Source organism: Amycolatopsis thermalba, from assembly GCF_003385215.1.
Taxonomy (GTDB): Bacteria; Actinomycetota; Actinomycetes; order Mycobacteriales; family Pseudonocardiaceae; genus Amycolatopsis_E; species Amycolatopsis_E thermalba.
Genome location: NZ_PQHW01000066.1, coordinates 13,539 through 39,248, shown reverse-complemented (window position 1 = coordinate 39,248; position 25,710 = coordinate 13,539). Strand labels below are relative to the sequence as shown.

The window sequence follows — 25,710 nt, the reverse complement described above, 5'->3', positions numbered from 1 at the left end:
GCGCACCGCCCGGCGGGCGGCTCAGCGAGCACTGCGGTCGCTGCCGGTCCGGCTCGATGCGGTCACGGGGGAGGCGGCTTGATGATCCGCTACACCAGCGTCGAGGACTTCTACGACCGGCTCGCCGAGGCGCACGACCAGCAGGCGCAGGACGGCACCGAGCACGCGGTGACGCGCCAGGGCGCGCAAGCCCGGGCGGAGCACTACCGCGAGATCGCCGACCAGGCACGCCGCTCCCGCGAGGGAGGTGACCGGTGATGCGGCACCGTTCGGTGCGGGCGCTCGCGCTGTTCGGGGCGTTGCAGGCGGTGTTCTCGGATGTGCACCCCTACTGCGACCAGATCGTGCAGTCCAGCGAGGACGCCAGCAAGAAGGGCCTGCCCGGGTGGGAGGGCGCGAAGCACCGCGCCCGGCATGTCGCCACCTACACCGCCGGTCAGACGGTCGCCTCGCTCGCGGTCACGGGCGCGCTGGGCTACCGGCTGCCGCTGCGGGCGCTGGCCGCGGGCACGGCGGTCAACGCGGTCACCCACTACGTGATCGACCGGCGCGAGCCGTTCAAGCGGTTCCTGCGCAGCAAGTTCATCGGCAAGGGCGGCTACCTCGCGCACGCCACCGTCCAGCGCCGTGAGGGCGTGGTGGACGAGGGCGGCCCTGACACGGCGCTGATGGAGATGGACCAGGCCGCGCACCGCCTCATCGGCGTGGCCGCCTCGCTGCTGACCACCTACCTCGCCACCCGCAACCACGACTGACCAGGAGAAACCCCATGCGACTGAAGAAGAACCCCAAGGCCAACAAGGGTGTTGCGCAGGTCAACCTGCTCAACCGCACGGGCATCTGCGCCGGGTGCGGCAAGCGGGTCGGCAAGGGCTCCAACTGCTGCGGCAAGCCCGCCTGCTCCCACCGCATCGCCTCCCAGCTCTGACGCCGACCACCGTCCAGGAAGGACACCGGAACAGTGATGGCAAGCAAGTTCAAGACCCGGGAACTGCCGATCCGGGAGATCACCCGCGGCCACGTCGTGCAGGGCGCTGACGGCGGCTGGTGGCGGGTCACCAAGACCGACGTGGACATCGCCGGGAAAACGGTCGTGCTCTACGTCCGCTCGGAGACCACCGGCAAGTCCGGCTGGTTGCAGGGCCCCATCGGCGACCTGCGCACCGTCCGCCGCTGACAGGAGAAACCCACGCCATGAGCAACAGGGAGAACGAAATGGGCACCGTTACTCGTACCGTCCGCGTTTCCGGTCACTGCAACAAGTGCGGCCAGCTCAACCACGCCGACCTGACCCAGACCGGCCCCAGTGGCGCTGTCGCCGTCGTCAGCGCCTCGGCCACCTGTGGCGTCAAGGACTGCAACGGCACCGCACACCTGACCGGCACCGTCACGTTCTGACACCGACCTCGGGAGCATCGATGAACGTTCGCATGAGCACCAAACCCGCCAGCGCGTTGCGGGTCGGCGACTGGGTCGTGCTGCACGACGGCCTGCCCGCGCCGGTCCGCAAGCTGACCCGCACACCCAACGGCGTGACGATCCTGACCGACCGGCTGCGCGTCACCTGGAGCGCCCCCACCCAGGTCCCCATCGTGGTGGGAGGCCCGCGATGAGCACCGATGAACTGGCCCGCCTGACCGCGGACGTGGTCCTGCTCGGACGGGACACCGACGGCGCACTGCGTGTGCTGCTGATCCGCCGCGGCTGGGACCCCTTCGCCGGGTGCTGGGCACTGCCCGGCGGCCACGTCGACGCCGGAGAAGACACCGAAGACGCCGCACGGCGCGAGCTGGCCGAGGAAACCGGCCTGCACATCCAGGCGCTGACCCCGGTCGGCGTGTACGCCGCGCCAGGCAGGGACCCCCGGGGCCGCTACGTCACCTTCGCCTACACCGCCACCCTGACCGGGCCGCTGCCGACACCGAGCGCCGGGGACGACGCCACCGAGGCCCGCTGGTGGCCGGTGACCGAACTGGAGGCCGCGCCAGAACTCCTGGCCTTCGACCACCAGCGCCTCATCACCGACGCCGTCACCACGACGAACAACGAGACCACGAGGAGCGCCTGACATGGGAAGCGTCAAGAAGCCGACGTCGCCGCGCACGGCGAACGGGAACTACACCCTCACCTACCACCGCTACGGCGTCTACGGGACCCTCTACCGCTTCGAGGAGACCTACCGGACCGCCAGCGAGCGGGACGAGCGCGGCCGTGAGCTGCGCAAGGACGGCGACGTGCTCGACATCCGCCCCGTCCCGAACATCTGAGGGGCCATTCGATGAGCCCGCTCAAGTCGACCGCGAAGGACCCCGGCGCGGCGCATCCCGCCAAGAACGCCGCCGCGCCGGGTCTCCCCACCCAGCCACTTGCTGACCAGAACGGAGAGACACCCATGGTCGCACAGGCCATCTACCACCAGGCCGCACTGCGCATCGGCTTCCACTACGAACTGGTGATCGCGCCAGTGGAGATCATCGCCCGGTGCCACCGCGAGGGCCAGTCGGTCTCGCAGATCACCCGCTACCTGAAGTCCCACCTCGGCCCGGACCACCGCGCCGCGGCGCGGAACTTCGTGGAGTGGGTCATCGCCGAGACGGCGCGGGGTGGTGTCCGGTGATCCCGCAGAGTCTGACGGTGCCGGTGTGGGCGGAGCTGCTGGACACCTCGGGTGAGGTGATCGAGCTGGCTCCGCTGAAGGTCGTGGTGCGCTACCGCGCCGACGATCCGTACGCGATCGGGCTGGACTTCGAGGTCGGCTCGGACGTGTGGGTGTGCTGGCTGCTCGCGCGTGATCTGCTCGCGCGGGGGCTGGCGCTGGAGCCGCTGAGCGGGGACCAGGTCGGTGACGGGGATGTCGTGATCTCCCCGGCCCGGGATGTGCCGTGGCGGGTGTGGATCGAGCTGCGCTCGCCCTCCGGTGCCGGGCGGTACGCGTTCAAGCGCGACACCCTCGCCGAGATCCTGGCCAAGACCGAGGCCCTGGTGCCACCCGGCACGGAATCCGGCCGCATCGACTGGGACCGCGAGCTGACCGCGCTGGGCGGTGAGGCCGCATGAGCGCCCGGATCACGGTCGGCACCACCCCCGCGCAGATCAAGACCCTGGCCATCCGCCGCTACGAGGCGACCACCGGCCGCCGGTGGCGCGAGACCGACCCCGAGGCGCGGTCGGCGTGGCTGGCCGAGACCGAGCCGGTGATCCGCGCTGAGGAAGGAGTCGCCGCCGACGCGGTGTGGCGGGACGGGGCGTGGCAGCCCGCCGGCCAGGCCGACCTGTTCTCCCTGCCCGCCGCCGAGACGGAGGCTTCGACATGAGCAAGACCAAGTTCGCGCTGCCCAAGTCCGGCAAGCTGCGCAACCCCTACCAGGTCCGCGACGGGCTCAACCAGCTCGTGCACGCGCTGTCCGTGGTGTTCTCCGGCTGGGGAGGCTGACGGTGATGTCGATGTTCGAGGTGTTGCGCACCTTCGGCACGAAGGCGTTGTTGAAGTTCGCCGGGGCGGTGGGGTTGTTCCTGCTGCTGCACCTGATTCGGATCGTGCCGGTGCTGATCGCGAAGGTGATCGAGGTGTGTATGCGGCGGCTGGACGCCTTCATCGTCACGCAGGCCAGCCGCGCGCCGAGCGGCCCGGTCAACCAGTTCTTCCACCCCACCACCGTCCCCCGGGAGGAGGCGGCCAATGTCCACGCCTGAGCACACCCCGCACACCGGCCACATCGGACAGACGACAGGGGCGCCGGAGCGGCGCGGTTCCGGTGAGGTGGTGGCGGCCAGCACCGCGACCCGCACGACCCGCGCGGTGACGTGGGCGGGCTGGCACCTGGGCGAGCTGGCCGGCGTGTTGGTCCCGGTCGGACTCGGTGCCGTGTGGTGGGAGGGCTTCTACGCCGTGTCGGTGCTGACCGCGCTGGGTTGGGCCGTCCACGAGGTGCGCGCCCGTACCGGCCACCGCGGTCCGTCCACGAAGGACAGGAAGGGGCCGACGTGACGGTGCGCATCGCGGAAGTGGCCACGGCTTGGACGGTCGTGGTCACCATCCCGACCGGGGAGACCGTCGCGGCTGGCAATTGGCCGGATCTGATCGAGGCTCGCGCCTGGGCACGGGCGACCAACCGGTCGCGGCTGGCCCGGGTACGGGCAGTGGTGCCGCTGGTGACGGCGCAGCGACTGACCAACGAGCTGGAAAGGGGTGTGTGGGGATGAGCTGGCAGGAGGAGCGGCGCGCGAACAAGCGCGCCGAAGCGATGATCCGGCGCGAGGACGCCGCGGCGGCGGCGCAGGTGCGCATCGCCGAGCGGCAGGCCGCCGCCCAGATCCAGCGCGCCGACGAGCAGGCCCGGCGCGAGGCCAAGGCCGAGGCATTCGCCGCGCGGCGAGCCCGCCGCGCCGCGGTGTGGCGGGGGCTGCGGTCCTGGCTGGGCGAGCACGTGGTGGAACTGCTGATCTACCCGATCGCGCTGCTGTCCTTCGCGCTGGCGGCGCCGTCGATGGCCGCCTACGGCGTCGCGGTCTATGGCTCGGCGCTGGGAGTGCTGCTGCCCGGCATCACGGAGCTGGGGATGTGGGCGTTCGCGATGGCAGTGGTGATCGTGCGCCGCCGCGACCCGGCGCGGTCGGTGTGGGGCTTGGTGGCCGGCGTCCTGGTGTTCGCCGCGGTGGCGTTCGGCATCAACTTCAGCCACGGGCTGCGCACCGCCTGGGACATCGGCGTCACGATGGGCGTTGCCTCGATCGCCGGGGTTGTGGCCCACCAGCTCACGCTGGCCGCGCCGCCGCGATCCCGGCAGGAGCGGCAGGAGGCCCGGATCGAGCGGGCCGCCGCCCGCAAGATCGCCCGCATCCGCAAGGCCGCGGTGCAGCAGGCAGTCGCCGAGATCGACCAGACCGGCTCGGCCCGCCTGATCTACGCCCCGGGCCGCTACGTCCTGGCCGGGCGGGGTCGCCTGGAGTCGGCGATCGTGCCCGGCCTCCCGGTGGCCGAGTCGGCCGACTGGGACCGCGAGCTGGCCGACCTGCTCGCCCAGCAGAACGCGGCCACGACCTTCGGGTCGGTGCCGGGGATCGAGCCGGACACCACGCCGCGCGACTCGATCGAGGGCGGCTCGATCGCCACCCTCGACCGGCCCGATGACCAGCAAAAATCGAGCCGACGCGGCCCGAAGATCGGGGGCCGCCCGGCCCGCTCGATCGAGCAGCTCCGCGCCGAACTGGACAAGGCACTGCGGGCCGACCCCGGCTCGATCGATCCGACCAAGGCCGAGCAGATCCGCAAGGCGCTGCGCTGCTCGCCCAAGACCGCGCGGCGACTGCGCGACGAGTACCGCAAGGGAGGCGAGAGCCGATGACCACCAACTCCGGGCCCGACGGCGATCTGGCGCGGGTGCACTACCTGCCCGCCCACCGCGGCGACACCGCGCCGGTGGAGGCGGATACGGAGGTGATCGAGGCCGAGATCGTCACCGACGCCGAGTACCGCGCCCGGCAGCGGCAGTTGGCGATCGAGCGCTACCGCGGCTACCGCAACGACATCGTCACGGTCGGCCGCGGCACCCGCACGATGGTGCGCTGGACGGTGCAGAAGGGCCGGGATTGCGCGGACAGCCCGATCGGGAAGTTCGCGCGCCGGCACGGCGCCTACTTCGCCAAGGGTGTGGAGGCCGAGCGGCAGCGCAAGAAGGCCGAACGCGGCCAGGCCGACGCCCGAGCCGCCCGCGCCCGCGCCTTGGAGCAGGGCGACCTGGAACTGGCGGCGCGGCTCAACGAGCAGATCCAGGCTGCCCGCCACACCCGGGTCGACACCCTCACCAAGTGGATCGAGCTGCACTGGTCGGTGGCCCGAAAGGCCGCGTTGGCGCTGGTCATCGCCCTGGGCGTGGCGCTGGTGGCCGGGGTGGTCAACGGGTTCGGCCACTGGTTCGGCGCCTGGAACGTCCTGGACGTTCTGCACACCCTGGGCGCGATCATCACCACCACCGGCACCGTCGTCGGCTGGAGTGTGGCGCACTGGTGGGCGTTCCTGCTGGCCGGGCTGGGGGTGTGGGGCTTCCGCCGCTGGAAGGACGGCCGCAAACTGGGCGAGCAGATGCTCCCGGAGCACCTGCGCCGCACCGGCCCCCGCACCGGCTACGTGGAGCTGACCGAGTCCGCGCTGGCCACGGCGCTGGCCAACATCGGCAACGCCAAGCTCAACGCCGCCATCAAGGAGGGCTGGCCCAACCGGGACACCGACAACGCCTGGGTGCAGTTCCCGATGGTCGAAGGCAAGGGCTGGTCGGCCAAGATCCGCCTGCCCTACGGAGTGCCGGTCGCGGCGGTCAACCGCGCCAAGGAGGTGATGGCGCACAACCTGGGCTGCTCGCCGCAGGAGCTGTTCATCGAGGAGAACGCCGACGACCCCACGGTGATGGACCTCTTCCGCCTCGATCCCGGGGTGCTGCGGGAGCCGGTGCCGGAGTATCCGCTGGTAGAGGACGGGACGACCGACTACTGGACCGGGTTCCCGGTGGGCATCAACCCGCGCGGCGACCAGGTCACCGGCGTGGTGTTCGAGCGCAACTACGTGATCTCCGGGATCATGGGTTCGGGCAAAACGTCGCTGGTCCTGGGCCTGCTCTGCGGGGCGGTGCTGGATCCGCTGGTCGACATCGACGTGTTCGTCTTCGCCGAGAACGAGGACTACACGCAGCTCGCGCCGTGCCTGAACATCCTGGCCAAGGGCGACACCGAGGACAACGTGCAAGCCTGCCTGAACCACATGGAGGCGCTGCGCGAGGACCTCAACACCCGCGGCCGGCTGCTGCAGAAGCACGGGATCACCAGCGTGGCCGACGCCAGCCGGGACCTGATCGCGAAGGAGCCCGGGCTGCGGCCCCGGATCGTGGTGATCGACGAGTGCCAGTCGTTCTTCCGGCAGGACAAGCCGGAGGACCGGCGGGCGGTGGTCAACATGATGGTGCGGTTCTTCTCCGCCGCCCGGAAATATGGCGTGACCTGCGTGTTCGTCACCCCGGTGCCCTCGGACCAGTCCCTGCCGCGGGACCTGGTGTCGGTCACCACCAACCGGGCCTGCTTCGCCATCGGCGACAAGACCCGCAACAACGTGGTGCTCGGCGAGAAGGCCCACGAAAACGGCATTTCCGCGCTCGGGTTGCGGCCCAAGACCAAGACCGAACTCAACGACGTGGGCACCTGCGTCACGGTCGGGTTCATGGACAAGCCCGGCACCCTGCGCTGCTACAACGTCACCCCCGCCCAGCAGGCCCGCATCGTGGAGCGGGCCCTGGAACTGCGCGGGGGCGCGGCGCGGCAGGCCGACCCGACCGTGGTCGGGCGGGACTGGCTGGCCGACCTCGCCCAGGTCTGCGCCGGGGAGGAGAAGGTCAAGCTCACCGACGCGGCGAGCTGGATGCGCAAGCTCGCTCCCGACTACCGGCCCTACCGCAAGCTGGACGGCAAGACCCTCGCCGACCGGCTCGATCAGCTCGGCATCACGGTGACCTGGCCCTCCCGCCAGCCCACCGTCGTCACGCAGCGTATCCACGATGCGCTGGCGGCGCGCGACGCCGAGCAGCAGTGAGTGACCACGCGCGGCCCCGCCGAACCCCGGCCTGACACCACCCCGGCGGGGCCGCGCCCACCCGCTCACCGCATTCACTCGCGCCTCATCCTCGCACTTCAAGTCGCGTGAACGGGTCGAACTGGCCCGGCGGTGAATATTCACGCGCCCACCGCTGATTCACGCGCCCGTTCACGCCCTCCGTCAGGCACCTCCGGCGCGTCCACACGCCAACATTCAGTCACACACAGTCACTCCTGGGGGTGCTGATGCTGCCGCGCTCTCGCGTGGCAGCTCGCGGCATCTGCCGCCGCGCGACCCCCGCCGAGCATCGGAAGGACCGACCGATGGGACGTCCCCGCTACGACACCGACGAGGCGCTCGCGCTGGGCGCCCTGGCCGCCCACGAGGCCGGGCACGGGGTGATCGCCGTCGTGCAGGGCATCGAGGTCGCCCACTGCCACCTCGACACCACCAGCGGCCACACCCGCCACCGCGACGTCTCCGCCGACCAGCCCGAGATCAGCCTGGCGATCCTGCTGGCCGGGCAGGAGGCCGAGGCGTACTGGCTCACCCGCTACGCCGGCTACTGGTTCGGCTCCGCGCTGCGCGCCGCCGCCGACTCCTCCGAACACGACCTGTGCGAGGTCCGCCGCCTCCGCCGACACACCGGCCTGTCCGAAGGCCGGATCCGCTCCCGCACCCGCTCGCTCGTGCGGCGGCACTGGAGCCGCATCGACCGCGCCGCCCACCGCCTCTACACCCGCGGCCACCTCTCCGGCTCCGCCCTCTGACCCGCCCGGCAGCGAGCCGGCAACCCCCAAAACCCCGCCCCGGTCCTCACACCAGCGCCAGCATCCCTCGCGCTGCTGCCGGGCCGCGCGTGACCTGCCTCCGCGCGGCCCGGCAGCCCCCAACACCGCTAGCTCGGAAAGAGGTTCGATGTCCACGCGCACGGCCATGCCCGCGGCTCTGCTCGCCGCCGCGCTGCTCGCCACAACCGCCTGCGAGGTCCCGGACGCAGCCGACACTGCGGCCGCGCCAGCCTCCCCGCCCGCCAGCCTGGCCGCGCTGCCGATCGCCCCAGAGGACACCGGCGCGCACTACGACCGCGACGACTGGCCGCACTGGTCCACCGTGCACGGCACCTGCAACGCCCGCGAACAGGCCCTGCTCGATCAGGGCCAGGGTGTGCGCGCCGACGACCAATGCCGCCCGGTCACCGGAACCTGGGTCAGCCCCTACGACGGGGTGACCGTCACCGACCCGGCCAAGCTGGACATCGACCACCTCGTGCCGCTGGCCGAGGTCGCCCACTCCGGGCGCGGCGAGAACGGCCGCCGCGTCGGCCCGCGGCAGTGGTCCCGCGCGGAGCGGGAGCGCTACGCCAACGACCCGGACGTCCTGGTCGTCGTGACGGCGCGCGCGAACCGGTCCAAGGGCGACCAGGACCCGGCGCACTGGCTCCCGGAGCGGGACCGCTGCGGCTACGCCACGCGGTGGATCGAGATCAAGACCCGCTACCGGCTCTCGGTCGACCAGGCCGAACACGACGCGCTGGCCGCCGTACTCGCCCGCTGCCCGGACGGAGGTGCCCGATGACCACCGACAGCCCGCTGACCGAGTGGGCGCTGTTCCTGGCCGGCATGGGCTGGCCGGTGTTCCCGCTGCGGCCAGGCACCAAGCGGCAGCCCGCCATCAAGAACTGGGAGCAGCGGGCCACCACCGACCTGGGCCGGATCCGGCGCGCGTGGGCCGCCGACGCCTGGAACATCGCTGTGGCCACCGGCCCCGCCCGGCTGGTGGTGGTGGATCTGGACGTGCCCAAGGGGGAGGAGAGCGGGCCGGACGGCGCCACCGCGCTGACTGCCTTGGCCGAGCAGCGCGGCGGACCGCTGCCGGACACCTTCACCGTCACCACGCCCTCCGGTGGGCGGCACCTGTACTTCCAGGCCCCGCCCGGGGTGCGGCTGCGCAACTCCCAGGGTCAGCTCTGCCCGCGGGTGGACACCCGCGCCGGAGGCGGGTACGTGGTGGGCCCCGGCTCGGTCACCGAGCAGGGCGGCTACGAGCTGGCCGACGAGCGCGACCCGGCCGAGCTGCCCGCCTGGCTCGTGCAGCTCTGCACCGAGAAGGCCACCCCGAGCGCAACCTCCCAGCCCGTGACGCTGCGCGCGGGCAACCCTTCCGCCTATGGCGCCGCCGCGCTGCGCGGCGAGTGCGACCGCATCCGCGCCGCCGACCCGGGCCGCCACAACGAAACGCTGGCGTCGGCGGCCTACACCATCGGCCGCAAGGTCGGCGCCGGACTGATCGACCACGCCACCGCCCGCGCCGAGCTGATCGCCGCCGGCCAGACCCTCATCGGCCCCGAGCACTGGCCCCCCAACGACGCCGAAGTCGCCCGCGTCGTCGACGCCGGCCTGACCGCCGGATCCCGCAATCCCGTCCGCCGCAAGGAGGCCGCCTGATGTTCACCGTGACCGATCTGTTCTGCGGAGCCGGGGGTTCCGGGCTCGGCGCGACCGCCGTCCCGGGTGTGGAGCTGGTGATGGCCGCCAACCACAGTCCGCGGGCGATCGAGACCCACGCCGCGAACTTCCCCGACTGCGAGCACGACTGCGCTGACATCTCCCAGGTGGAGCCGCGCCGCTACCGGCGCACCACCATCCTGTGGGCCTCGCCGGAGTGCACCAACCACTCCATCGCCAAGGGCCGCAAGCGCGCCGAGGTGCAGCCGAGTCTGTTCGACGAGCCCGCGCCGGACCACGTGGCGGAGCGGTCGCGGGCGACGATGTGGGACGTGCCGCGCTTCGCCGAGGTGCACCGCTACGACGCCGTGATCGTGGAGAACGTGGTCGATGCGGCGAAGTGGGCGCCGTTTCGGGCGTGGCTGATGGCGATGGACTCCTACGGCTACGACCACAAGATCGTGTCCCTCAACAGCATGCACGCCCCCGCCATCGCCGCGCCTCGGGCGCCGCAGTCGCGGGACCGGATGTACGTGGTGTTCTGGCGCAAGGGCAACCGAGCGCCCGACCTCGACATCCGCCCGAAGGCGTGGTGCCCGGCCTGCGAGCGGGAGGTGCGGGCGATCCAGGCGTGGAAGGGCACCGCCCGGGTCGGGCGCTATCGGCAGCAGTACGTCTATCGCTGCCCGAGCACCACGTGCCGCAACCAGGTCGTGGAACCGTACGTGCTGCCCGCGGCGGCGGCGATCGACTGGAGCGTGCCGGGGCAGCGCATCGGCGACCGGGACAAGCCGCTGTCGGAGAAGACGATGGCGCGCATCCGCGCCGGCCTGGCCCGCTACGCCGTCCCGCAGCTCGTCACCGCGGGTGGGTCGTGGAACGACACCAGCTACCCGGTCGACCACCCGTTCCGCACCCGCACCACCCGCGAGGCCGAAGGGCTGCTCGTGCCGCTGGAGGGCCGCGAGGGCAAGGAAGCCCGTCCCACCAGCGAGGCGTTCCGGACGCAGACCACGCGGCACCAGGACGCGCTCGTGGTGCCCTACTACGGCACCGCCACCCACGCCTCCCCGGCCGACCGACCTGTCGGGACGCTGACCACCCGGGACCGCTACGGAGTGGCGTTCATCGCCGAGCTGCGCGGCGGCGGCAGCGACGCCCGCCACGTCCACGAACCCCTCGCGACCGTGTGCGCGTCGGGCAACCACCACATGCTCGTGCGCCACAACTCGAGCAAGGGCGACGGCGGCGAGATGTGCACCCCCGCCACCGAACCCGCCCGCACCCTAACCACCCGCGGACACCAGTCCCTCGTGGGCTGGCCACACGAGACCCCGGCGGCAGAGGACTGCACCTTCCGGATGCTCACCGTCGCCGAGATCCAGGCCGCCATGGCATTCACCCCGGACTACGTGATCACCGGCACCAAGCGCGAGCAGGTCCGCCAGCTCGGCAACGGCGTCACCCCGCCCGCCGCCGAATGGCTCGTCCGCTCCGTCGTCGCCTCCCTCGACACCACCGTCCACGACACCCTGGAAGAGGCTGCCTGATGCCCACACCGCGCACCCTCGATCCTGACCGTCCGTTCCGGACCATCACCGCCACGGCGGTCCCGCACCGCCCTCGCACACCGGTGGTGTCGTGGGCCGACCTGGACGTCGACCGGGACGAGCTGGCCTGGCGCGACCTGGCCGCCTGCCGCGACGGCGCGGCGCCGGAGGTGTTCTTCCCCGACCCGGGCGGGCAGGCCGCCGAGACGGTGGCCGCGGCCAAGCAGCGCTGTGTGCTCTGCCCGGTGCGGGCCGCGTGCCTGGCCTACGCCCTGGCCCGCAAGGAGCGGTTCGGCGTGTGGGGCGGGCTCACCGAACGCGAACGCCGCGCCCTGCTCCGTGGCCGCCCACCCCGCAGCAAGTCCGGCCACCGTGACCGCGAGGTCGCCCGGCTCACCCGCCTCGGGCTGACCGCGCAGCAGATCGCCGAGCAGCTGGGCATCACCCCACGCACCGTCGTCCGCTGCCGCGCCCGCGGGCGCCTGGACCACCAACCCGGAGACGTCAAGGAGTCCTGATCATGAGCAGCACCCCGGACAACGCCCCCGACACCGGCCAGCGGCGGCGGTTGTGGACGGTCGGTGCGGGCGGGCGGCCCCGGGTGCGGGTCGGGGCCGCACCCGAGACCATCCGCGTGCTCACCGAAGCCCTCGATGCCCGCCTCATCCCCGACACCTACGTCAGCGACGGCAACCCGGTCGCCCTGGAGTCGGTCTCCGGCGCGGCCGACCCCACCGCCGGGGATGAGGACGTGGCGCTGCCGTTGTCGGCCACCCCGCTCAAACCACCGCTGCTGGCCTCGCTGCTCGCCCAGCACGCCGACGTGGTGCGGCCGAGGGTGGACGAGAAGGGCAACACCACCGATGTCGAGGTCTCCCCGCCCGGGCCGGTGCTGGCCCCGGTGCTCGCCCGCCGCTCGTGGCCGGGGCTGCCGGTGCTGCGCCGGATCATCTCCACCCCGGTGCTGCGCCAGGACGGCACGCTGCTGCAAGCCCCGGGCTACGACCCGGCCACCGGGTTCTACCTCGCCGGCAACACCCACCTGCCCCCCGTGCCCGACCAGCCCAGCGGCGAGCAGGTCGCCGCGGCGCGGGAGTTCCTGTTGGAGCGGTTCCTGCGCGACTTCCCCTGGCGGGAGCTGGCCGACCGGGCGAACTACCTCGCGCTGCTCGTCACGCCGATCATCCGGCCCTTCACCCGCACCCTGGCGCCCTTCGGCGTTATCGACGCCTCCATGCCGGGCTCGGGCAAGACCATCCTCGCCGGGTGTGTCGGGTTGCTGGTCGGGCAGCGGGTGCTGACCTGGACCGACTCCGAGGACGAACTGCGCAAAGCCATCACCACCGTGCTCGCCGACCAGTGCGGCGCGGTGGTGTTCGACAATCTCGTGGAGGGACACGTGATCGACTCCGCCGTGCTCGCGCGGCTGGTCACCGAACGCACCTGGACCGACCGGCGGCTGGGCACCAACGCCGCCGCCACCTACCCCAACGACCGGCTCTGGCTGGCCACCGGCAACAACCTGCGCACCGGCGGGGACATGGCCTCCCGCACCGTGTGGGTCCGCCTCGATCCCAACTGCCCCCGCCCGGAGGCCCGGACCGGGTTCACCATCCCCAACCTCGACAGCTGGATTCTCGCCCCGGCAAACCAGGCCACCGTGCTGTGGCACCTGCTCGTGCTCATCCTCGACTGGACCGCCGCCGGCGCCCCCACCTCCGCCGGTGTCCCGCAGATGCGGCAGTTCACCCGCTGGGCCCAGCACCTCGGCGGGTTCCTCGCCCACCACGGCATCGAGGGCTTCCTGGGCAACGCCGAACGTGCCCGGGAGCTGGATGACGACGCCGCGGAATGGCGAGCGTTCCTGCTGGCCTGGCACGACCTGCACGGCGAGCAGCCCCTCACCGCCCAGCAGGTACGGGGGAGCGCCGAAGTCGTCGTCGGCCCCGACCCCTGGGCCGGCACCTTCCCCACCACCGCCGGAGGCAAGCCGCTCACCACCAAGTCCCTCGGACGCCGTCTCACCGGACAAGTCGACCGCTGGCGGGGCGACGTGGTGTTACGCAGCGTTCTCGACCCTCACACCAAAATGAACACCTATTGGGTCGAACGCACCGGCTGACAAGCCCAACCCCGGGAAACAAACCCGCAAACCCCGCAAACCCCGCAGCAGAGCCGGGCAATCAGCTCTGAACAGGGGAAACATCGGTTACAGCTTGCGGGGTTTCACTTCCAGTGGCTCAGGCTCAAACCCCGCAAACCCCGCAACTCTGCGGGGTTTGCGGGGTTTGCCGAACCCGCTGACCCCACCAAACCCCGCGAATAAATCCCCAGCTCCAGGGCCACTTTGCGGGGTTTCCGGGTTTCAACCCACACTTCCGCCACTCCGCCCACATATTCCGCCCCCGTACCCGCCCAACGCCCCGGCGGCGGTAACTCTGTGTGGCGAAAACAGGGGGGTGATGACTCTTGCCTGAGGAGGCCAGCTATGCCGCGACACAGCCGACATGCCGACCTTGCACAGAAGGAAGTAGCACACCAGATGGACACCCAGATGAAACCCACCCGCGCCGTCGAGAAGGCTCGCGTTCTGCTGACCGTCGAAGACGCGGCCCGCGCCCTCAGCGTCGGCCGCACCACTATGTACGCGCTCATCAAGGCCGGGCACATCGCAACCGTCCGGATCGGACACCTCCGCCGAGTCCCGGCCGCCGCACTCACGGCCTACGTCGACCAACTGACCACCGAGCAGCCCGCCGCTGCCTGACCACCAAGGGAGACACGACTTGGCACGCAAGAAACGACCCGAAGGCACCCGCCGGCCGAACGGAGCCAGCTCGATCTACCTCGGCAGCGACGGCAAGTGGCACGGCTGGGTCACGATGGGAGTCCGTGACAACGGGAAGCCCGACCGGCGGCACGTCCAGCGGAAGTCCGAAGCTGAAGCGATCGAGGCTGTCCGCGAGCTGGAGAAGCAACGCGACAGCGGGAGGGTGAAGAAGCCGGGGCGCGCCTGGACCGTGGAGAAGTGGCTCACCCACTGGTTCGAGAACATCGCCGAGCCTTCCGTGCGACACAAGGCCGCGAACGCCTACCGCACCGCGGTCTACCGTCACCTGATCCCCAACCTCGGCGCACACCGGATCGACAAGATCGAGCCAGAGCACTTCGAGAAGCTGTACGCCAAGATGCTCGCCTCGGGGCTCAAGTCGGGAACGGCGCACCAGGTCCATCGAACTGCTCGAACTGCCTTCGGCGAGGCGTTCCGGCGCGGCCGGATCGTGCGGAACCCCGTGGAGCTGGCAAAGGCCCCCCGGCTGGAGGAACCGGAGATCGAGCCCTTCGAGGCTGACGAGATCGGGCAACTGCTCGTGGCTGCACTCGCCCGGCGGAATGGCGTTCGCTTCGTACTCGCGCTGGCGCTCGGCACCCGGCAGGGCGAGACGCTCGGGTTGAAGTGGACCCGGCTCGACAAGAAGCGCCGGGCGCTCCGCATCGCGAAGCAGCTGCAACGCCAGACCTGGAAGCACGGATGCGACGACCCGCACCGGTGCGGCGCGAAGTACCACAAGACGGAGCCCTGCAAGGAGGACTGCAAGCGCCACCACCGCAAGCCGTGCCCACCGCCCTGTCCGCCGGACTGCACCAGCCATGCCCGCTGGTGTCCGAAACGTCACGGTGGCGGCTTGGTCGAAGTCGACGTGAAATCACGGGCCGGCAGGCGGGGGATCGTGCTCCCAGACCGCCTCTACGAACTGCTCATCGCGCACGAGGAACAGCAGGCGAAGGAGCGTGAACTCGCGGGGCCCGAGTGGCACGAGGGCGGCTGGATGTTCGCGCAGCCGAACGGCAAGCCGTTGGACCCGCGGCGTGACTTGGACGAGTGGAAGGCGCTCCTGGAGGAGGCCGGGGTGCGAGAGGCCCGGTTGCACGACGCGCGGCACACCGCGGCGACCGTGCTCCTCATCCTCGGCGTTCCCGAACGCGCTGTGATGGAGTTCATGGGCTGGTCGAACACCGCCATGGCCAAGCGGTACCAGCACATCACCGCGGGTCTCCGCAGCGACATCGCGGAGCGGCTGAACGGCTACCTCTGGGCGTCCTGACGACGCCCTGATCGGGGCCAACTGCAACCACAACTGCAACTAGCTCCGACGCCAAACGGCCCCCACCATGATCGGCGGGGGCCGTTTGTGCTGCTAGAAGCGGTGGCCAGGGCCGGGGTCGAACCGGCGACCTTCCGCTTTTCAGGCGGACGCTCGTACCAACTGAGCTACCTGGCCGGAAACGCCGGCTGAAGCCAGACGCTATTGCGACCCTGACGGGACTCGAACCCGCGACCTTCGCCGTGACAGGGCGACGCGCTAACCAACTGCGCCACAGGGCCATATGCACTTGTCATGCGTACTCCCAACGGGATTCGAACCCGCGTTGCCGCCTTGAAAGGGCGGAGTCCTAGGCCGCTAGACGATGGGAGCCCGGCCGGTTCGGGTGACCGACCGACCGCGCTCTCAGGTCTCCCTGGGAGCGATTACAAGCATAGGGCACCCCGAACCCGCCCTTCCACCGGGTATCCCTTAACCCCGAAAACCACCCCTGAACTGCGCAAACACGCGAGGACCCGGCCCGGCTGGCCCGGTCACTCTTCGCGACCGACCGCGGCCAGCGAGCGCACCAGCTCGCCGAGCTCCGGCTCCGGCAGCACCTCCAGCAGCTCCGCCATCCGCTCATCGGTCAGCGACTCCGCTCGCCGCCAGCGCGCTTCCAGATCCGGGCGACGACGGGCGCGGGCGATCAGCTCGTCGGCCGCCTCCGGGGACCACGCCGTCCGCAGCAGGCGCGCGCGTCCGCCCTCCGGGTCGGCCACCACCGCCTCCGGCACCGTCAGCCCCACCGCCCGCAGCGCCGCGAAGTGCAGCCCGCCCCGGTACTCGCGCAGCAGCATCAGGCCGTGGCCGACCCGGGCGACCGGATCCGACGGCCACTCGACCTGCTGCCACCCCGCGAACAGCGCCAAGCCGCTCGCGTCCGCGGCCTCCACCAAGCGGGGCAGCAACGCGGCCAGCGGCGACTCGCGCAGGTGCGCCTTCGACCACCGGTACAACGCCTCCGTGTACGCCGAGACCGCCGCGTCCGCGCCCAACCGCTCGGTCGCCCGCGGCAGGACGGCGTCCACCACCCACCGCGGGAAGATCCCGAACAGCTCGGCGACCACCGCCGGTGACGGATCACCCAGCACCGCGGACCGGCCGCGGAAGTACAACGCCCGCCGCCCGAGCCCGGCCTCGCGCTCCACCTCGGCCAGCTCCGGCGACGTCATGAACGCCCCGCCCCACTTCTGCACCGCGGGACGGATCTCCTTCGCGATCTCCACTGCCTGCCTCCATTCGTAACGCTGTTATGATACACGCAGCGGAAGCCGTGACGGCAATTTCACCGACAGCGAAGCAACTGGGTGGAAATTGTTTGCCCCGGACCGGACAACGCCGGTATCTTTCCGGGTCTGGGGCCGCTCAGGGGTGCTGCCAGGGGGTGCACCCCTGAGCGGGAATTCATCGCTGGACCGGGTTCACGCCTTCCTCGTCCGGCACCAGCCCGAGCATGTCCAGCAACTGGGCGCAGTCCTGCGCGTCGATCGCGCCGGCGGCCACGGCCAACCGAGCCCGTCGCACCTGGTCGTCCGACACGCGGGGCGCGTCGGCCTGCCCCGAACGCTGCGTGGGGACACCGGCCGGATCGCCGCCTTCGTATCGAAGGAGGAACTGCCGAACTTCCACAGACCCGCTCATAGCTCCTCCCGAAAGGACTGTCGCGCCAACAACTTCGCCGCGAGGCTAGCGAGCGGAACGTCGGCGACGCAGCCCCCCGCAGAGTGAACCTGCGAATACGCAACGTCCCCATTCCGCGCCGCGGCAGATGAACCGCAGACGACGAGGCGGTGACGGTTCGGGGCAATTTTTCCCGCGCAGCACTCGCGTCACCGGGCCGCGTCGTGTAACAATCGACTTGCTGACACACCCCCGGTCAGCGCCTGTGGAGATCCCCTCCGGCCCCCGCGTTCCTCCCCCTGGCGCGGGGGCCCCTCCATTTCCGGGACTCTTTCCGGCTCGCATTCGTCACTGCGACATGTGGGTGCACGCACCCCCCGGATGTCCCAGCGAAACCGGAAGAACCGGTGTGTCCTGCACCACAATGAGGGCCGTCTCGAGACCGAACCGTTATCGTGGCCGGGTGCCTCTTCCCTCTCTCGGACGCCGGAACAACACCCGGACCAACCTGAAGCCGGTCAACCCGGGCAAGCACCGGAACTCGCCGGACAAGGAAGCGCAGAGCGACGTCGAGGACCACGAGCTGACCAGCTACCTGGCCGCCCTCGCGCCGGAGACCGGTCCGGAAAGCACCGGGACCGGCAAGCGCTTCGGCGAAGCGCAGGTCTACCAGCTGCGCATGAACCTGATCGCCAGCTCCCAGCTCAAGGACATCGCCGCCGAGCGCGGCACGTCGCCGCAGGCCCTGGCCCGCGAGTGGGTCCTGGAGCGCCTCGCGTGGGAGGCGCAGGCCGCCTCGCAGGAGCGCCGCCAGTTCGCCGACCACACCGGCGTCGCCGACACCGACCAGCACCACTTCGACCAGAACTGGGACCGGCCGCGCGCCGGCCAGGTCTGACGACGGAGAAAAAACCGTCCCCGGCGGAAAATCCGCCGGGGACGGGACGTTGCGGACCGGTGAGCGTCAGATGACGCGCACCTTCTGGGCCTGCGGCCCCTTCTGCCCCTGGCCGATCTCGAACTCCACGCGCTGGTTCTCCTCGAGGGTGCGGAACCCGCGGCCCTCGATCTCCGAGTAGTGCACGAAGACATCGCCCTCGCCGTTGTCCTGGGCGATGAAGCCGAAGCCCTTCTCGGCGTTGAACCACTTCACAGTGCCTTGCGCCACCGCTGTTGCTCCTCGTCAATAACCCGGGCCGCCCGGACGGTTTCGACGGGTGAGCGACGAGCGCTGCGGCTCCAGGCTCGCGTCGAAAGTTCCGCGAGTGTGTAGCCACGACCACGCAAAACAACGGCCTGCGCCGCAGCCTACCCGGATCAGCGCGTTTTCGGACCCCATTGACTCAGTCACCGAAATGGCCTAGAGCCCGTCACCCGATCACTATCGGACCCACTCGATAGGCTGATCAACTAGCGCCCGACCGTGGCGTTCCGACACCGGGATCCCTCGATAGTGACGGGAGTCACACTCCTGAGCGTCAACGATCACCTACACACACGCGTCTGTCTGGCGACAGGGGAGAAGGGGCTTCAGAAGGTGACAGGACTCCACAAGCGGCGCAAGCCGCTGGCACTGATCGGGCTCGGACTGGCCGCGCTGCTGGCCGTGAGCGCGTGCAGCGGCGACGGCTCGCCGGGCACCACCGGGGGCGGGCAGGCCGCGTCCGCCGAGGCGCAGCAGACCTCGGCGGGGCCGGCCAAGCTCGCCGTGCAGCCGGCCGACGGGGCCACCGACGTGGCGCCCGCGGACGCCGCGCAGGTGACGGTGACGGACGGTGAGCTGCAGTCGGTCACGCTCACCAACCCGGACGGCAAGCAGGTCGCCGGCCGGCTGGGCGCCGACAAGCGCAGCTGGACGATCACCGAACCGCTCGGCTACGGCAAGAAGTACACGTGGTCGGGCACCGCGCTGGGCGCGGACGGCAAGCAGGCCACCATCACCGGCTCGTTCACCACCGTCAGCCCGCGCAAGCAGCTGTCGGGCAGCCTGAACGTCGGCGACAACCAGGTCTACGGCATCGCGATGCCGATCGCGCTGACCTTCAGCTCCAAAATCGCCGACAAGGCCGCGGTCGAGCGTGCCCTGACCGTCGAGACCACGCCGAAGACCGAGGGCTCGTGGGCCTGGGTGTCCGACACCAGCGTGCACTGGCGGCCGAAGGAGTACTGGCAGCCGAACACGCAGGTCAAGGTCGCCGCGAACCTCTACGGCCTGAAGATCGGCGAAGGCACCTACGGCAAGCAGGACGTCACGGCCGCGTTCTCGATCGGCCGGTCGCAGATCGTCAAGGGCGACACCCGGACCCACCGGATGCAGGTGATCCGCGACGGCGTGCAGATCGCCGACTACCCGGTGAGCTACGGGCTGGACTCCGACCCGGGCCGGGTCACGCACAGCGGGGTCCACGTCGTGATGTCCAAGCACGCGACCTACTCGATGAGCAACCCGCGCTACGACTACTACGACGTGAACGTGCCGTGGGCGGTGCGGATCTCCAACAACGGGGAGTTCATCCACGGCCTGGCGTCGTCGATGTGGGCGCAGGGCAAGCAGAACGTCTCGCACGGCTGCCTGAACCTGTCGCCGGCGCGGGCGAAGGAGTACTACGACGGCGCGCTGGTCGGCGACCCGGTCGAGATCACCGGCAGCACGCAGACTCTGTCCGCGAAGGACGGCGACTACTCGGACTGGACCTACTCGTGGGCGGACTGGACGAGGCTGTCCGCCCTCGCCGGCTGATCTGGAAAGGCGTGAAGGCCACTCCCGGTTCGGGGGTGGCCTTCACTGTTTTCCGGGGTGACGACTCCAGGTCGCCGGCGACGCGGGCAGCCGCGTGGCGGGCGATCTGATCGGTGCGCTCGGGGACCGGCCAACCGGATCGGCCCGTCCCGGGCCGCGTGACGGGGCGAGGGCGCGCGAGGAAGTAGCAGCATCTGCGGAACCCCACCCCGGAAAACACCGGGTGGAGCACCGAGCGCAGCTAGCGCGTGGCCGTCCTAGGGCCGGTGGCGGCGCGGGCAGCCGCGCGGCGGGTGGTCTGATCCTCGCGCTCGGGACCGTCGAACCGGATCGGCCGGTCCCGCACCCCCCGGAAAACACCGGGTCGAGCACCGCGCTCAGCTAGAGCGCGTGGCCGTCCAGGGCCGGGGGCGGCGCGGGCGCCAGTGGGGCCTCGTCGCGTTCCGGGGTGTCGAGCAGCGGTGGTACCGCGACCATCTGCTGCGTCATGTCGTCCAGCAGCAGCCGCGCCGCTTCACCCGCTCCGGGCCGACGTTGCTCGCCCATCCCGCAGCCGCCTCCTCGGGACGATTCCGGTTCTGCCACGGTTCATTCTGCCGTGGCCGAGATCACCCCTCAACGGGGGTCTGTCGGTGAAATGCTCACCAACTCCGTGGCGATGAGTAACACGGGGATCATCCCCGGCCACATCCCTGTCACACGGCGCGGTGAACGACCGCGCCCGAATACTCACGAGGAGGAAGCAATGGTGTTCGCTGCTCTGCTGGTGGAAGCCGGCTTGGCGGTTGCGGTGGCATCGGCCCTGACCACGTACGCACGGCGTCACTTCGCTCCTCGTGCCGCGGGCGACGCTGCCGAGGTCACCGAGTGAGCGAGGGCCGGGCCCCAACCGGGACCCGGCCCTCACCCTTCCGCCGACCGTCAGTTCGTCGCGGCCTTGGGCGCGGGCGGCGCGGTCACACCCTCTTCGTTGATGTGGTCCATCGGGACCCGCGCCGTCTCCGGGATCCGCATGATCGGGATCAGCGCGATCGCCGCGGCGATCATCAGGTAGAACGCCGGCCAGTCCTGGTTGCCGGTGCCGTGGATCAGCGCGGTCACGACGACACCGCAGGTACCACCGAAGATCGACGTCGAGACGTTGTAGCCGATCGCGAAGGCGCCGTAGCGCACGCGGGTCGGGAACATCGCCGGGAACGTCGACCCGATCACCGCGAGCATCAGCACCAGCAGCAGCGCCACGATGAGGAACCCGAGGAACAGCAGCACCGTGCTCCCGCTCTGCATCAGCTTGATCGACGGGTAACTCAGCACGAGGAACCCGATCGCCGCGGTCAGCAGCATCGGTTTTCGGCCGACCCGGTCGGAGAGCGCGCCGATCGGCGCGATCAACGCGATCTGGATCAGCTCCACGATGATGATGATCACCGTCGCCGTGTTGTCGCTGATCTTCAACGTGTCCGTGAAGTACGTCGGCATCGTCGTCAGCAACATGTAGTCGGCGATGTTGAGCAGCAGCACGATCCCGATCAGGTTCATGATCATGCGCCAGTTGCGGGACAGGGTCTCCTTCAGCGGCGCCTTCTCCGCCTTCTCGCCCGCGGCCTCCAGACGCCGGAACTCCGGCGTGTCCTCGAGCTTGTTCCGCAGGTACAGACCGATGACGCCGAGCGGAAGCGCCACCCAGAACGGGATGCGCCACGCCCAGCTGTCCACCTGGTCCGCGGTGAACGACAGCGTCACCGTCAGCACGACCACGTTGCCCAGCACGTAACCGGCCAGCGTGCCCATCTCCAGGAAGCTGCCCCAGAACCCGCGCTTGCGGGTCGGCGCGTACTCGGCGATGAACGTCGCCGCGCCGCCGTACTCACCGCCGGTCGAGAACCCCTGGATCAACCGGAGCAACAGGATCAGGATCGGCGCGCCGATACCGATCGCGTACTCGCCCGAGTACGTCGGCAGGCAGCCGACCAGGAACGTGCAGCCGGACATCAGCAGAATCGTGATCGCCAACACGCGCTGACGCCCGATCTTGTCGCCCAATGGGCCGAAGAACGCTCCGCCGAACGGCCTAACCACGAACCCGATCGCCACCAGCGCCAGCGATTTCAGAATCGCGTTCCCCTCGCCGGGAAAGAACACGGTGCCGATGCTGGCGGCAATCGCACCCGAGGTGAACACCCCGTAGTCGTACCACTCTGTGGCGTTACCCATCGCCGAAGCGATGACGGCTCGTCTGACCGTCTTCTCGTCGACCTCGGGTGCCTGCGCTGTGTTCGCCATCTTTCGCCCCGACCTCCTCAAACCGTTTCGTACCAGCGCGGTCAAGGTTGCGACCTTAGTGCCATCGGGTAGTGATTTTCTCTCCTGTCGTGGTTTTTGTCTCTCCGAACCCGGGGTGGCCGGGCGTTTTCCCGGTAGAACCGGTTACCGTGTCCGATGTGAGCGACAAGCGCCGACCTGCGACTCCCTGGCCTCCGGTCCAGACCGAACAGCCGGAGATCCACCCCAAGGCCCCCGGGCCGGGCACGAAACTCGAGATGCACTACGCGGAGTGCTTCGGGTGTGGTGAGGTCGACAACGGACTGCACATGCACTCCACGGTCGGCGATGCCGGCATCGTGTACTCGCGGTTCCCGGTGACGCGCGCGCACCAGGGCGCGCCCGGGCTCGCCCACGGCGGGCTGCTGGCGTGCGCCTTCGACGAGGCACTCGGCTCGACGGTCGGCAACCTGCTGCGTCGTCCCGCGGTGACCGGCAAGCTGGAAACCGACTTCCTGCGCCCGGTTCCGGTCGGCACCACGCTGTTCATCGCCGCGCGTGTGGACGGTGTGGCGGGCCGCAAGATCTACGCGAGCGCGGACGGACACCTCGACTCGGCGGACGGCCCGGTCGCGGTGCGGGCGCGCGGACTGTTCGTCCAGGTCGGACTCGAGCACTTCACCACACACGGCGATCCCGAGGCGCTGAAGAAGTTCACGCAGCAGCCGACCCGCCGCGCGGAGGACTGGGACATCAACCCCTGACACTCCCCGGCGCGGCGCGCGAAGGGGCGAACACGGCGCGACGAGCAGCAAACCCGTCGCGCGAGGCGGCGGGTCCGCCGGCGCGTGCCGCCTGTGTCAGGTGAGCGTGCGGGGGCGCACCGAGTTCGCGCGGTCGACCAGCTCGATGCGCTCGCCCGGCGTGTGTGCCAGCCGCGCCAGTGTGCGGTAGCAGCGTTCCAGTCCGAAGCGGACGTCGCGTTCGGACAGTTCGCAGCCCAGCACCTTCGCCGCCGTGCGGTAGCCGGGTGGCGCGCCCTGCACGTAGGTGAACGCCGCCTCCAGCACCTCCGCCGAGATCCGCGTCCGCCGTTCCGCGTCCAGGCGCAGGTGCTCCAGCTTCGCGCCCGCGTCCACCAGGTCCGCCTCGCTCACCGACGTGTTCGGCCCGCTCGCCCGCGTCTTGATCTTAATGGCCGCCACCTGCGCCGCGACGTAGTGCGTCGACGCCGACGGCACCGACTCCAGCACCTCGATCGCACCCGCCCGCGCACCCTGCGCCAGGTACACGCGCGCCAGCCCGAACGCCGCGCTCACGTACGTCCGGTCGGTGCGCCACACCTGCTCGTACAACCGGGCCGCGGTGAAGTAGTCACCGATACCCTCCGCGCTCACCGCGAGCGCGAGCTTCGGCGCGATCTCACCGGGCAGGTCGTCGTACACGGTCTCGAACGCGACGTTCGCCACGCGCGGCCGCCCGCCGGCCAGCTCGATGAGCCCGCGGTGCCAGTCGATCCGCCAGTCGTGCGGGTACCCGGCCCGGATCGCCAGGTACTGCGCGGCCTGCAGCTGACGGCTCGCCTCGGCCAGCTCGCCCAGCTCGATGCGCGCGCGGACGATCCGCAGCCGCACCTCGATCGAGTCCGGCGGCGCGCCGGCCAGCGCGTCGATCGCCGACCGCGGGTCCACGGCCGTCGTCGTCGCCAGCACACCGGCCGCCGGGTCGTCGGTGTCGACCTGCGGGATCGGCAGGCCGGACACCACCTCGACGGCGTCCGGCAGCGGCACCGTCCAGCCGGCCTCGGGCACCACCAGGTCCACCCCGAAGGCGTTGGTCTCCGGACCGAACACAGTGGACACCGCGGGACGCGGTTTCCCGGTGCCCATCGAGATGATCTCGCGCAGCACCCCGGCGAGCTGGTCGGCCATCTCCTCGGCGGAGAGGAACCGGCGGTCCGGATCGGGGTGCGTGGCGCGCTTGAGGAACCGGTAGTACGAGCCGAACAGCTTGAACAGCGGGATCTCGTCCGGCGTGGGCAGCCCGGCCTTGTACTTCGTGGTGTAGCCGTTGAACTCGAAGCTCAGCACGGCCAGCGTGCGGCCCACGGTGTAGAGGTCCGACGCGATCGACGCGCCGTGCGTGGTCAGTTCCGGCGCGCTGTAGCCGGTGGTGAAGAACAGCGGGCTGGTGTAGTCGTCGATCCGCCGCACCGCGCCCATGTCGATCAGCTTGAGCTGCTCGTGGGTCTGGATCACGTTGTCCGGCTTGAGGTCGCAGTACAGCAGCCCCTGGCTGTGCAGGTACCCCAGCGCGGGCAGGATCTCCAGGCCGTAGGCGATGACCTGCGCGATCGGCAGCGGCTCCGGACGGCCGGCGGCGCGCTGGTGGGCCAGCGCGAGCTGGCGCAACGACTGACCGCCGATGTACTCCATCACGATGTAGCCGATGGCGTGCCCGGTGCGCGCGTCCGGGTGCTGCACGAAGTTGTAGATCTTGACGATGTTCGGGTGCTCGACCTCGGCCAGGAACCGGGTCTCGTTCACCGCCGCCGCGACCGCCGTCGGATCCCCGGTGTCGATCAGTCCTTTGAGGACGACCCAGCGATCGTTGACGTTGCGGTCCTTGGCGAGGTAGATCCAGCCGAGACCGCCGTAGGCGATCGCGCCGAGCACCTCGTACTGCCCGCCGACCAGGTCGCCCGGCTGCAGCGTGGGCAGGAACGAGTAGGCGGTGCCGCACTTCTCGCACACGCCCTCCGGCCCGGCCGAGCCGCGGCCGACCTTGGCGGAGCAGTTGCCGCAGTACCGCTTCTCCTCCGACACCACCGGGTTTTTCAGCACCGCCGACGCCGGATCGCGGTAGGGCACCGGCGGGACCTCGACCAGGCCCGCGCCGAGACGGCCGCGGCGCGTCCGCCGCCCGGTCCGCCGGGAAGTACCCGGGAAAGCGCCGGTTCCGGTGCCCGGCCCGGTGCCGGGCTGGCTGCCCGACCCGGTGTGACCGCTGGACCGCTCGGGGAGCACGCTGTCCGTGCCCGGGTCCGGCAGCACACCGGGACCGCTCGGCTCGGGCCGCGGCGCGGGTGGCCGGATCATCTCGGTCATCGGGGCGGGCGAGGCGAGCACGCTGGTGAGCTGCACGTCGTCCGGTTGCACGGGTTCCGCGGGCGGGCGGACCGGCTCGATGATCTGCGTTTCGGCGGCCGAGGGCACCGGTTCGCCGATCGGCGTCGGCCGGGAGCCGCTCAGCTCGTCGGCCGGCCTGCTCCAGCCGGTGCCGGGCTCGTCGGCGAGCGAACCGGTGATCGGCCGGTCGTCCGGGCGTGCGTGACGCGGACGACGTTCCTCTTCGGACACTGTGG

The 25,710-nt window shown here is 70.7% G+C and carries 35 protein-coding genes and 3 tRNA genes; 29 read left to right on the top strand and 9 right to left on the bottom strand.

The window, feature by feature from the left end; genetic code table 11:
* The first annotated feature begins 81 nt into the window (after nt 1-81).
* The 25 genes from D0D15_RS36065 to D0D15_RS23625 all read left to right on the top strand — a co-directional run bounded on the left by D0D15_RS36065 (nt 82) and on the right by D0D15_RS23625 (nt 15,682).
* A complete protein-coding gene (locus D0D15_RS36065) occupies nt 82-258 on the top strand; it encodes a hypothetical protein (RefSeq protein WP_158224444.1) in 177 nt (58 codons plus the stop codon).
* Entirely contained in the window at nt 258-755 is a 498-nt protein-coding gene (locus D0D15_RS23730; RefSeq protein ID WP_094006361.1) for a hypothetical protein, read from the top strand. The genes D0D15_RS36065 and D0D15_RS23730 overlap by 1 nt, the downstream gene beginning before the upstream one ends.
* 14 nt (nt 756-769) lie before the next feature.
* The gene (locus tag D0D15_RS36060; protein ID WP_158224445.1) at nt 770-928 is read left to right on the top strand and encodes a hypothetical protein; all 159 of its coding nucleotides are present in this window, start codon (nt 770-772) and stop codon (nt 926-928) included.
* A gap of 36 nt (nt 929-964) precedes the next feature.
* Nucleotides 965-1,177 carry a hypothetical protein gene (locus D0D15_RS23725; protein ID WP_094006362.1) on the top strand — a complete coding sequence of 71 codons (213 nt, stop codon included), beginning with the start codon at nt 965-967 and terminating at the stop codon, nt 1,175-1,177.
* 17 nt (nt 1,178-1,194) lie between these two features.
* A complete protein-coding gene (locus D0D15_RS23720; RefSeq protein ID WP_143266209.1) occupies nt 1,195-1,398 on the top strand; it encodes a hypothetical protein in 204 nt (67 codons plus the stop codon).
* Nucleotides 1,399-1,430: 32 nt separating this feature from the next.
* On the top strand, nt 1,431-1,613 hold the full coding sequence (locus D0D15_RS23715; protein WP_094006364.1) for a hypothetical protein: 183 nt from the start codon (nt 1,431-1,433) through the stop codon (nt 1,611-1,613).
* On the top strand, nt 1,610-2,068 hold the full coding sequence (locus D0D15_RS23710; protein ID WP_094006365.1) for an NUDIX domain-containing protein: 459 nt from the start codon (nt 1,610-1,612) through the stop codon (nt 2,066-2,068). Before D0D15_RS23715 ends, D0D15_RS23710 begins: the two co-directional genes overlap by 4 nt.
* A 1-nt stretch (nt 2,069) precedes the next feature.
* On the top strand, nt 2,070-2,267 hold the full coding sequence (locus D0D15_RS23705; protein ID WP_094006366.1) for a hypothetical protein: 198 nt from the start codon (nt 2,070-2,072) through the stop codon (nt 2,265-2,267).
* A gap of 125 nt (nt 2,268-2,392) precedes the next feature.
* Nucleotides 2,393-2,617, top strand: coding sequence for a hypothetical protein (locus D0D15_RS23700; protein ID WP_094006367.1), 225 nt, complete (start codon nt 2,393-2,395; stop codon nt 2,615-2,617).
* Nucleotides 2,614-3,057: an SsgA family sporulation/cell division regulator gene (locus D0D15_RS23695; protein WP_094006368.1), complete on the top strand. Its 444-nt coding sequence runs from the start codon at nt 2,614-2,616 to the stop codon at nt 3,055-3,057. The genes D0D15_RS23700 and D0D15_RS23695 overlap by 4 nt, the downstream gene beginning before the upstream one ends.
* Entirely contained in the window at nt 3,054-3,314 is a 261-nt protein-coding gene (locus D0D15_RS23690; protein ID WP_094006369.1) for a hypothetical protein, read from the top strand. The genes D0D15_RS23695 and D0D15_RS23690 overlap by 4 nt, the downstream gene beginning before the upstream one ends.
* Nucleotides 3,311-3,433, top strand: coding sequence for a hypothetical protein (locus D0D15_RS37620; RefSeq protein WP_255407914.1), 123 nt, complete (start codon nt 3,311-3,313; stop codon nt 3,431-3,433). Before D0D15_RS23690 ends, D0D15_RS37620 begins: the two co-directional genes overlap by 4 nt.
* A gap of 11 nt (nt 3,434-3,444) precedes the next feature.
* A complete protein-coding gene (locus tag D0D15_RS23685) occupies nt 3,445-3,693 on the top strand; it encodes a hypothetical protein (RefSeq protein WP_338024595.1) in 249 nt (82 codons plus the stop codon).
* Entirely contained in the window at nt 3,680-3,988 is a 309-nt protein-coding gene (locus D0D15_RS23680) for a hypothetical protein (RefSeq protein WP_094006370.1), read from the top strand. Before D0D15_RS23685 ends, D0D15_RS23680 begins: the two co-directional genes overlap by 14 nt.
* Nucleotides 3,985-4,203 carry a hypothetical protein gene (locus D0D15_RS23675; RefSeq protein WP_094006371.1) on the top strand — a complete coding sequence of 73 codons (219 nt, stop codon included), beginning with the start codon at nt 3,985-3,987 and terminating at the stop codon, nt 4,201-4,203. Before D0D15_RS23680 ends, D0D15_RS23675 begins: the two co-directional genes overlap by 4 nt.
* Nucleotides 4,200-5,345, top strand: a complete 1,146-nt coding sequence (locus D0D15_RS23670; protein ID WP_115944743.1) for a hypothetical protein — start codon at nt 4,200-4,202, stop codon at nt 5,343-5,345. Before D0D15_RS23675 ends, D0D15_RS23670 begins: the two co-directional genes overlap by 4 nt.
* Nucleotides 5,342-7,576: a zonular occludens toxin domain-containing protein gene (locus tag D0D15_RS23665; RefSeq protein ID WP_115944742.1), complete on the top strand. Its 2,235-nt coding sequence runs from the start codon at nt 5,342-5,344 to the stop codon at nt 7,574-7,576. Before D0D15_RS23670 ends, D0D15_RS23665 begins: the two co-directional genes overlap by 4 nt.
* 326 nt (nt 7,577-7,902) lie before the next feature.
* A complete protein-coding gene (locus D0D15_RS36055) occupies nt 7,903-8,349 on the top strand; it encodes a hypothetical protein (RefSeq protein ID WP_094006373.1) in 447 nt (148 codons plus the stop codon).
* Between the two features lie 148 nt (nt 8,350-8,497).
* Entirely contained in the window at nt 8,498-9,157 is a 660-nt protein-coding gene (locus D0D15_RS23655; RefSeq protein ID WP_094006374.1) for an HNH endonuclease family protein, read from the top strand.
* Nucleotides 9,154-10,026: a bifunctional DNA primase/polymerase gene (locus tag D0D15_RS23650; RefSeq protein WP_094006375.1), complete on the top strand. Its 873-nt coding sequence runs from the start codon at nt 9,154-9,156 to the stop codon at nt 10,024-10,026. The genes D0D15_RS23655 and D0D15_RS23650 overlap by 4 nt, the downstream gene beginning before the upstream one ends.
* Nucleotides 10,026-11,576, top strand: a complete 1,551-nt coding sequence (locus D0D15_RS23645) for a DNA cytosine methyltransferase (RefSeq protein ID WP_094006376.1) — start codon at nt 10,026-10,028, stop codon at nt 11,574-11,576. The genes D0D15_RS23650 and D0D15_RS23645 overlap by 1 nt, the downstream gene beginning before the upstream one ends.
* A complete protein-coding gene (locus D0D15_RS37890; protein WP_275897105.1) occupies nt 11,576-12,094 on the top strand; it encodes a WhiB family transcriptional regulator in 519 nt (172 codons plus the stop codon). Before D0D15_RS23645 ends, D0D15_RS37890 begins: the two co-directional genes overlap by 1 nt.
* Before the next feature lie 2 nt (nt 12,095-12,096).
* Nucleotides 12,097-13,698 (top strand): hypothetical protein, encoded by a 1,602-nt coding sequence (locus D0D15_RS23635; RefSeq protein WP_115944741.1) that lies wholly within the window; start codon nt 12,097-12,099, stop codon nt 13,696-13,698.
* Between the two features lie 420 nt (nt 13,699-14,118).
* Complete coding sequence (locus D0D15_RS23630) at nt 14,119-14,343, top strand: helix-turn-helix domain-containing protein (RefSeq protein ID WP_094006378.1); 225 nt, start codon at nt 14,119-14,121, stop codon at nt 14,341-14,343.
* A gap of 19 nt (nt 14,344-14,362) precedes the next feature.
* On the top strand, nt 14,363-15,682 hold the full coding sequence (locus tag D0D15_RS23625) for a tyrosine-type recombinase/integrase (protein ID WP_094006379.1): 1,320 nt from the start codon (nt 14,363-14,365) through the stop codon (nt 15,680-15,682).
* A 103-nt stretch (nt 15,683-15,785) separates the two neighbouring features.
* Here D0D15_RS23625 and D0D15_RS23620 read toward each other — a convergent pair.
* The 5 genes from D0D15_RS23620 to D0D15_RS23600 form a co-directional block, all read right to left on the bottom strand.
* Nucleotides 15,786-15,859, bottom strand: a tRNA-Phe gene (locus tag D0D15_RS23620).
* Between the two features lie 30 nt (nt 15,860-15,889).
* Nucleotides 15,890-15,963 (bottom strand) — tRNA-Asp (locus D0D15_RS23615).
* 18 nt (nt 15,964-15,981) lie between these two features.
* A tRNA-Glu gene (locus D0D15_RS23610) sits at nt 15,982-16,054 on the bottom strand.
* 161 nt (nt 16,055-16,215) lie between these two features.
* Nucleotides 16,216-16,950, bottom strand: a complete 735-nt coding sequence (locus D0D15_RS23605; RefSeq protein ID WP_167481546.1) for an SCO6745 family protein — start codon at nt 16,948-16,950, stop codon at nt 16,216-16,218.
* 178 nt (nt 16,951-17,128) lie between these two features.
* On the bottom strand, nt 17,129-17,365 hold the full coding sequence (locus D0D15_RS23600) for a hypothetical protein (RefSeq protein WP_020418281.1): 237 nt from the start codon (nt 17,363-17,365) through the stop codon (nt 17,129-17,131).
* A 442-nt stretch (nt 17,366-17,807) separates the two neighbouring features.
* On the opposite strand from D0D15_RS23600, the gene D0D15_RS23595 reads away from it, so the two are divergent.
* Entirely contained in the window at nt 17,808-18,242 is a 435-nt protein-coding gene (locus D0D15_RS23595) for a hypothetical protein (protein ID WP_094006380.1), read from the top strand.
* 66 nt (nt 18,243-18,308) lie between these two features.
* On the opposite strand, the gene D0D15_RS23590 is transcribed toward D0D15_RS23595, so the two are convergent.
* Nucleotides 18,309-18,512 (bottom strand): cold-shock protein, encoded by a 204-nt coding sequence (locus D0D15_RS23590; protein ID WP_094006381.1) that lies wholly within the window; start codon nt 18,510-18,512, stop codon nt 18,309-18,311.
* Between the two features lie 369 nt (nt 18,513-18,881).
* Here D0D15_RS23590 and D0D15_RS23585 point away from each other — a divergent pair, with 369 nt between their 5' ends.
* The gene (locus tag D0D15_RS23585) at nt 18,882-20,084 is read left to right on the top strand and encodes a L,D-transpeptidase (RefSeq protein ID WP_094006382.1); all 1,203 of its coding nucleotides are present in this window, start codon (nt 18,882-18,884) and stop codon (nt 20,082-20,084) included.
* 381 nt (nt 20,085-20,465) lie between these two features.
* Here the strand turns inward: D0D15_RS23585 and D0D15_RS36390 are convergent, their stop codons facing one another.
* Nucleotides 20,466-20,630: a hypothetical protein gene (locus D0D15_RS36390; RefSeq protein ID WP_167481545.1), complete on the bottom strand. Its 165-nt coding sequence runs from the start codon at nt 20,628-20,630 to the stop codon at nt 20,466-20,468.
* 52 nt (nt 20,631-20,682) lie between these two features.
* Between D0D15_RS36390 and D0D15_RS36050 the strand changes: the two genes are divergently transcribed.
* Nucleotides 20,683-20,955, top strand: a complete 273-nt coding sequence (locus tag D0D15_RS36050) for a hypothetical protein (protein WP_143266210.1) — start codon at nt 20,683-20,685, stop codon at nt 20,953-20,955.
* Nucleotides 20,956-21,005: 50 nt separating this feature from the next.
* On the opposite strand, the gene D0D15_RS23580 is transcribed toward D0D15_RS36050, so the two are convergent.
* Complete coding sequence (locus D0D15_RS23580) at nt 21,006-22,367, bottom strand: MFS transporter (RefSeq protein WP_094006383.1); 1,362 nt, start codon at nt 22,365-22,367, stop codon at nt 21,006-21,008.
* Nucleotides 22,368-22,624: 257 nt separating this feature from the next.
* On the opposite strand from D0D15_RS23580, the gene D0D15_RS23575 reads away from it, so the two are divergent.
* Nucleotides 22,625-23,110: a PaaI family thioesterase gene (locus D0D15_RS23575; protein ID WP_094006384.1), complete on the top strand. Its 486-nt coding sequence runs from the start codon at nt 22,625-22,627 to the stop codon at nt 23,108-23,110.
* Nucleotides 23,111-23,206: 96 nt separating this feature from the next.
* Here D0D15_RS23575 and D0D15_RS23570 read toward each other — a convergent pair whose 3' ends face one another.
* Entirely contained in the window at nt 23,207-25,705 is a 2,499-nt protein-coding gene (locus D0D15_RS23570) for a serine/threonine-protein kinase (RefSeq protein WP_094006385.1), read from the bottom strand.
* Between the last annotated feature and the right edge of the window lie 5 nt (nt 25,706-25,710).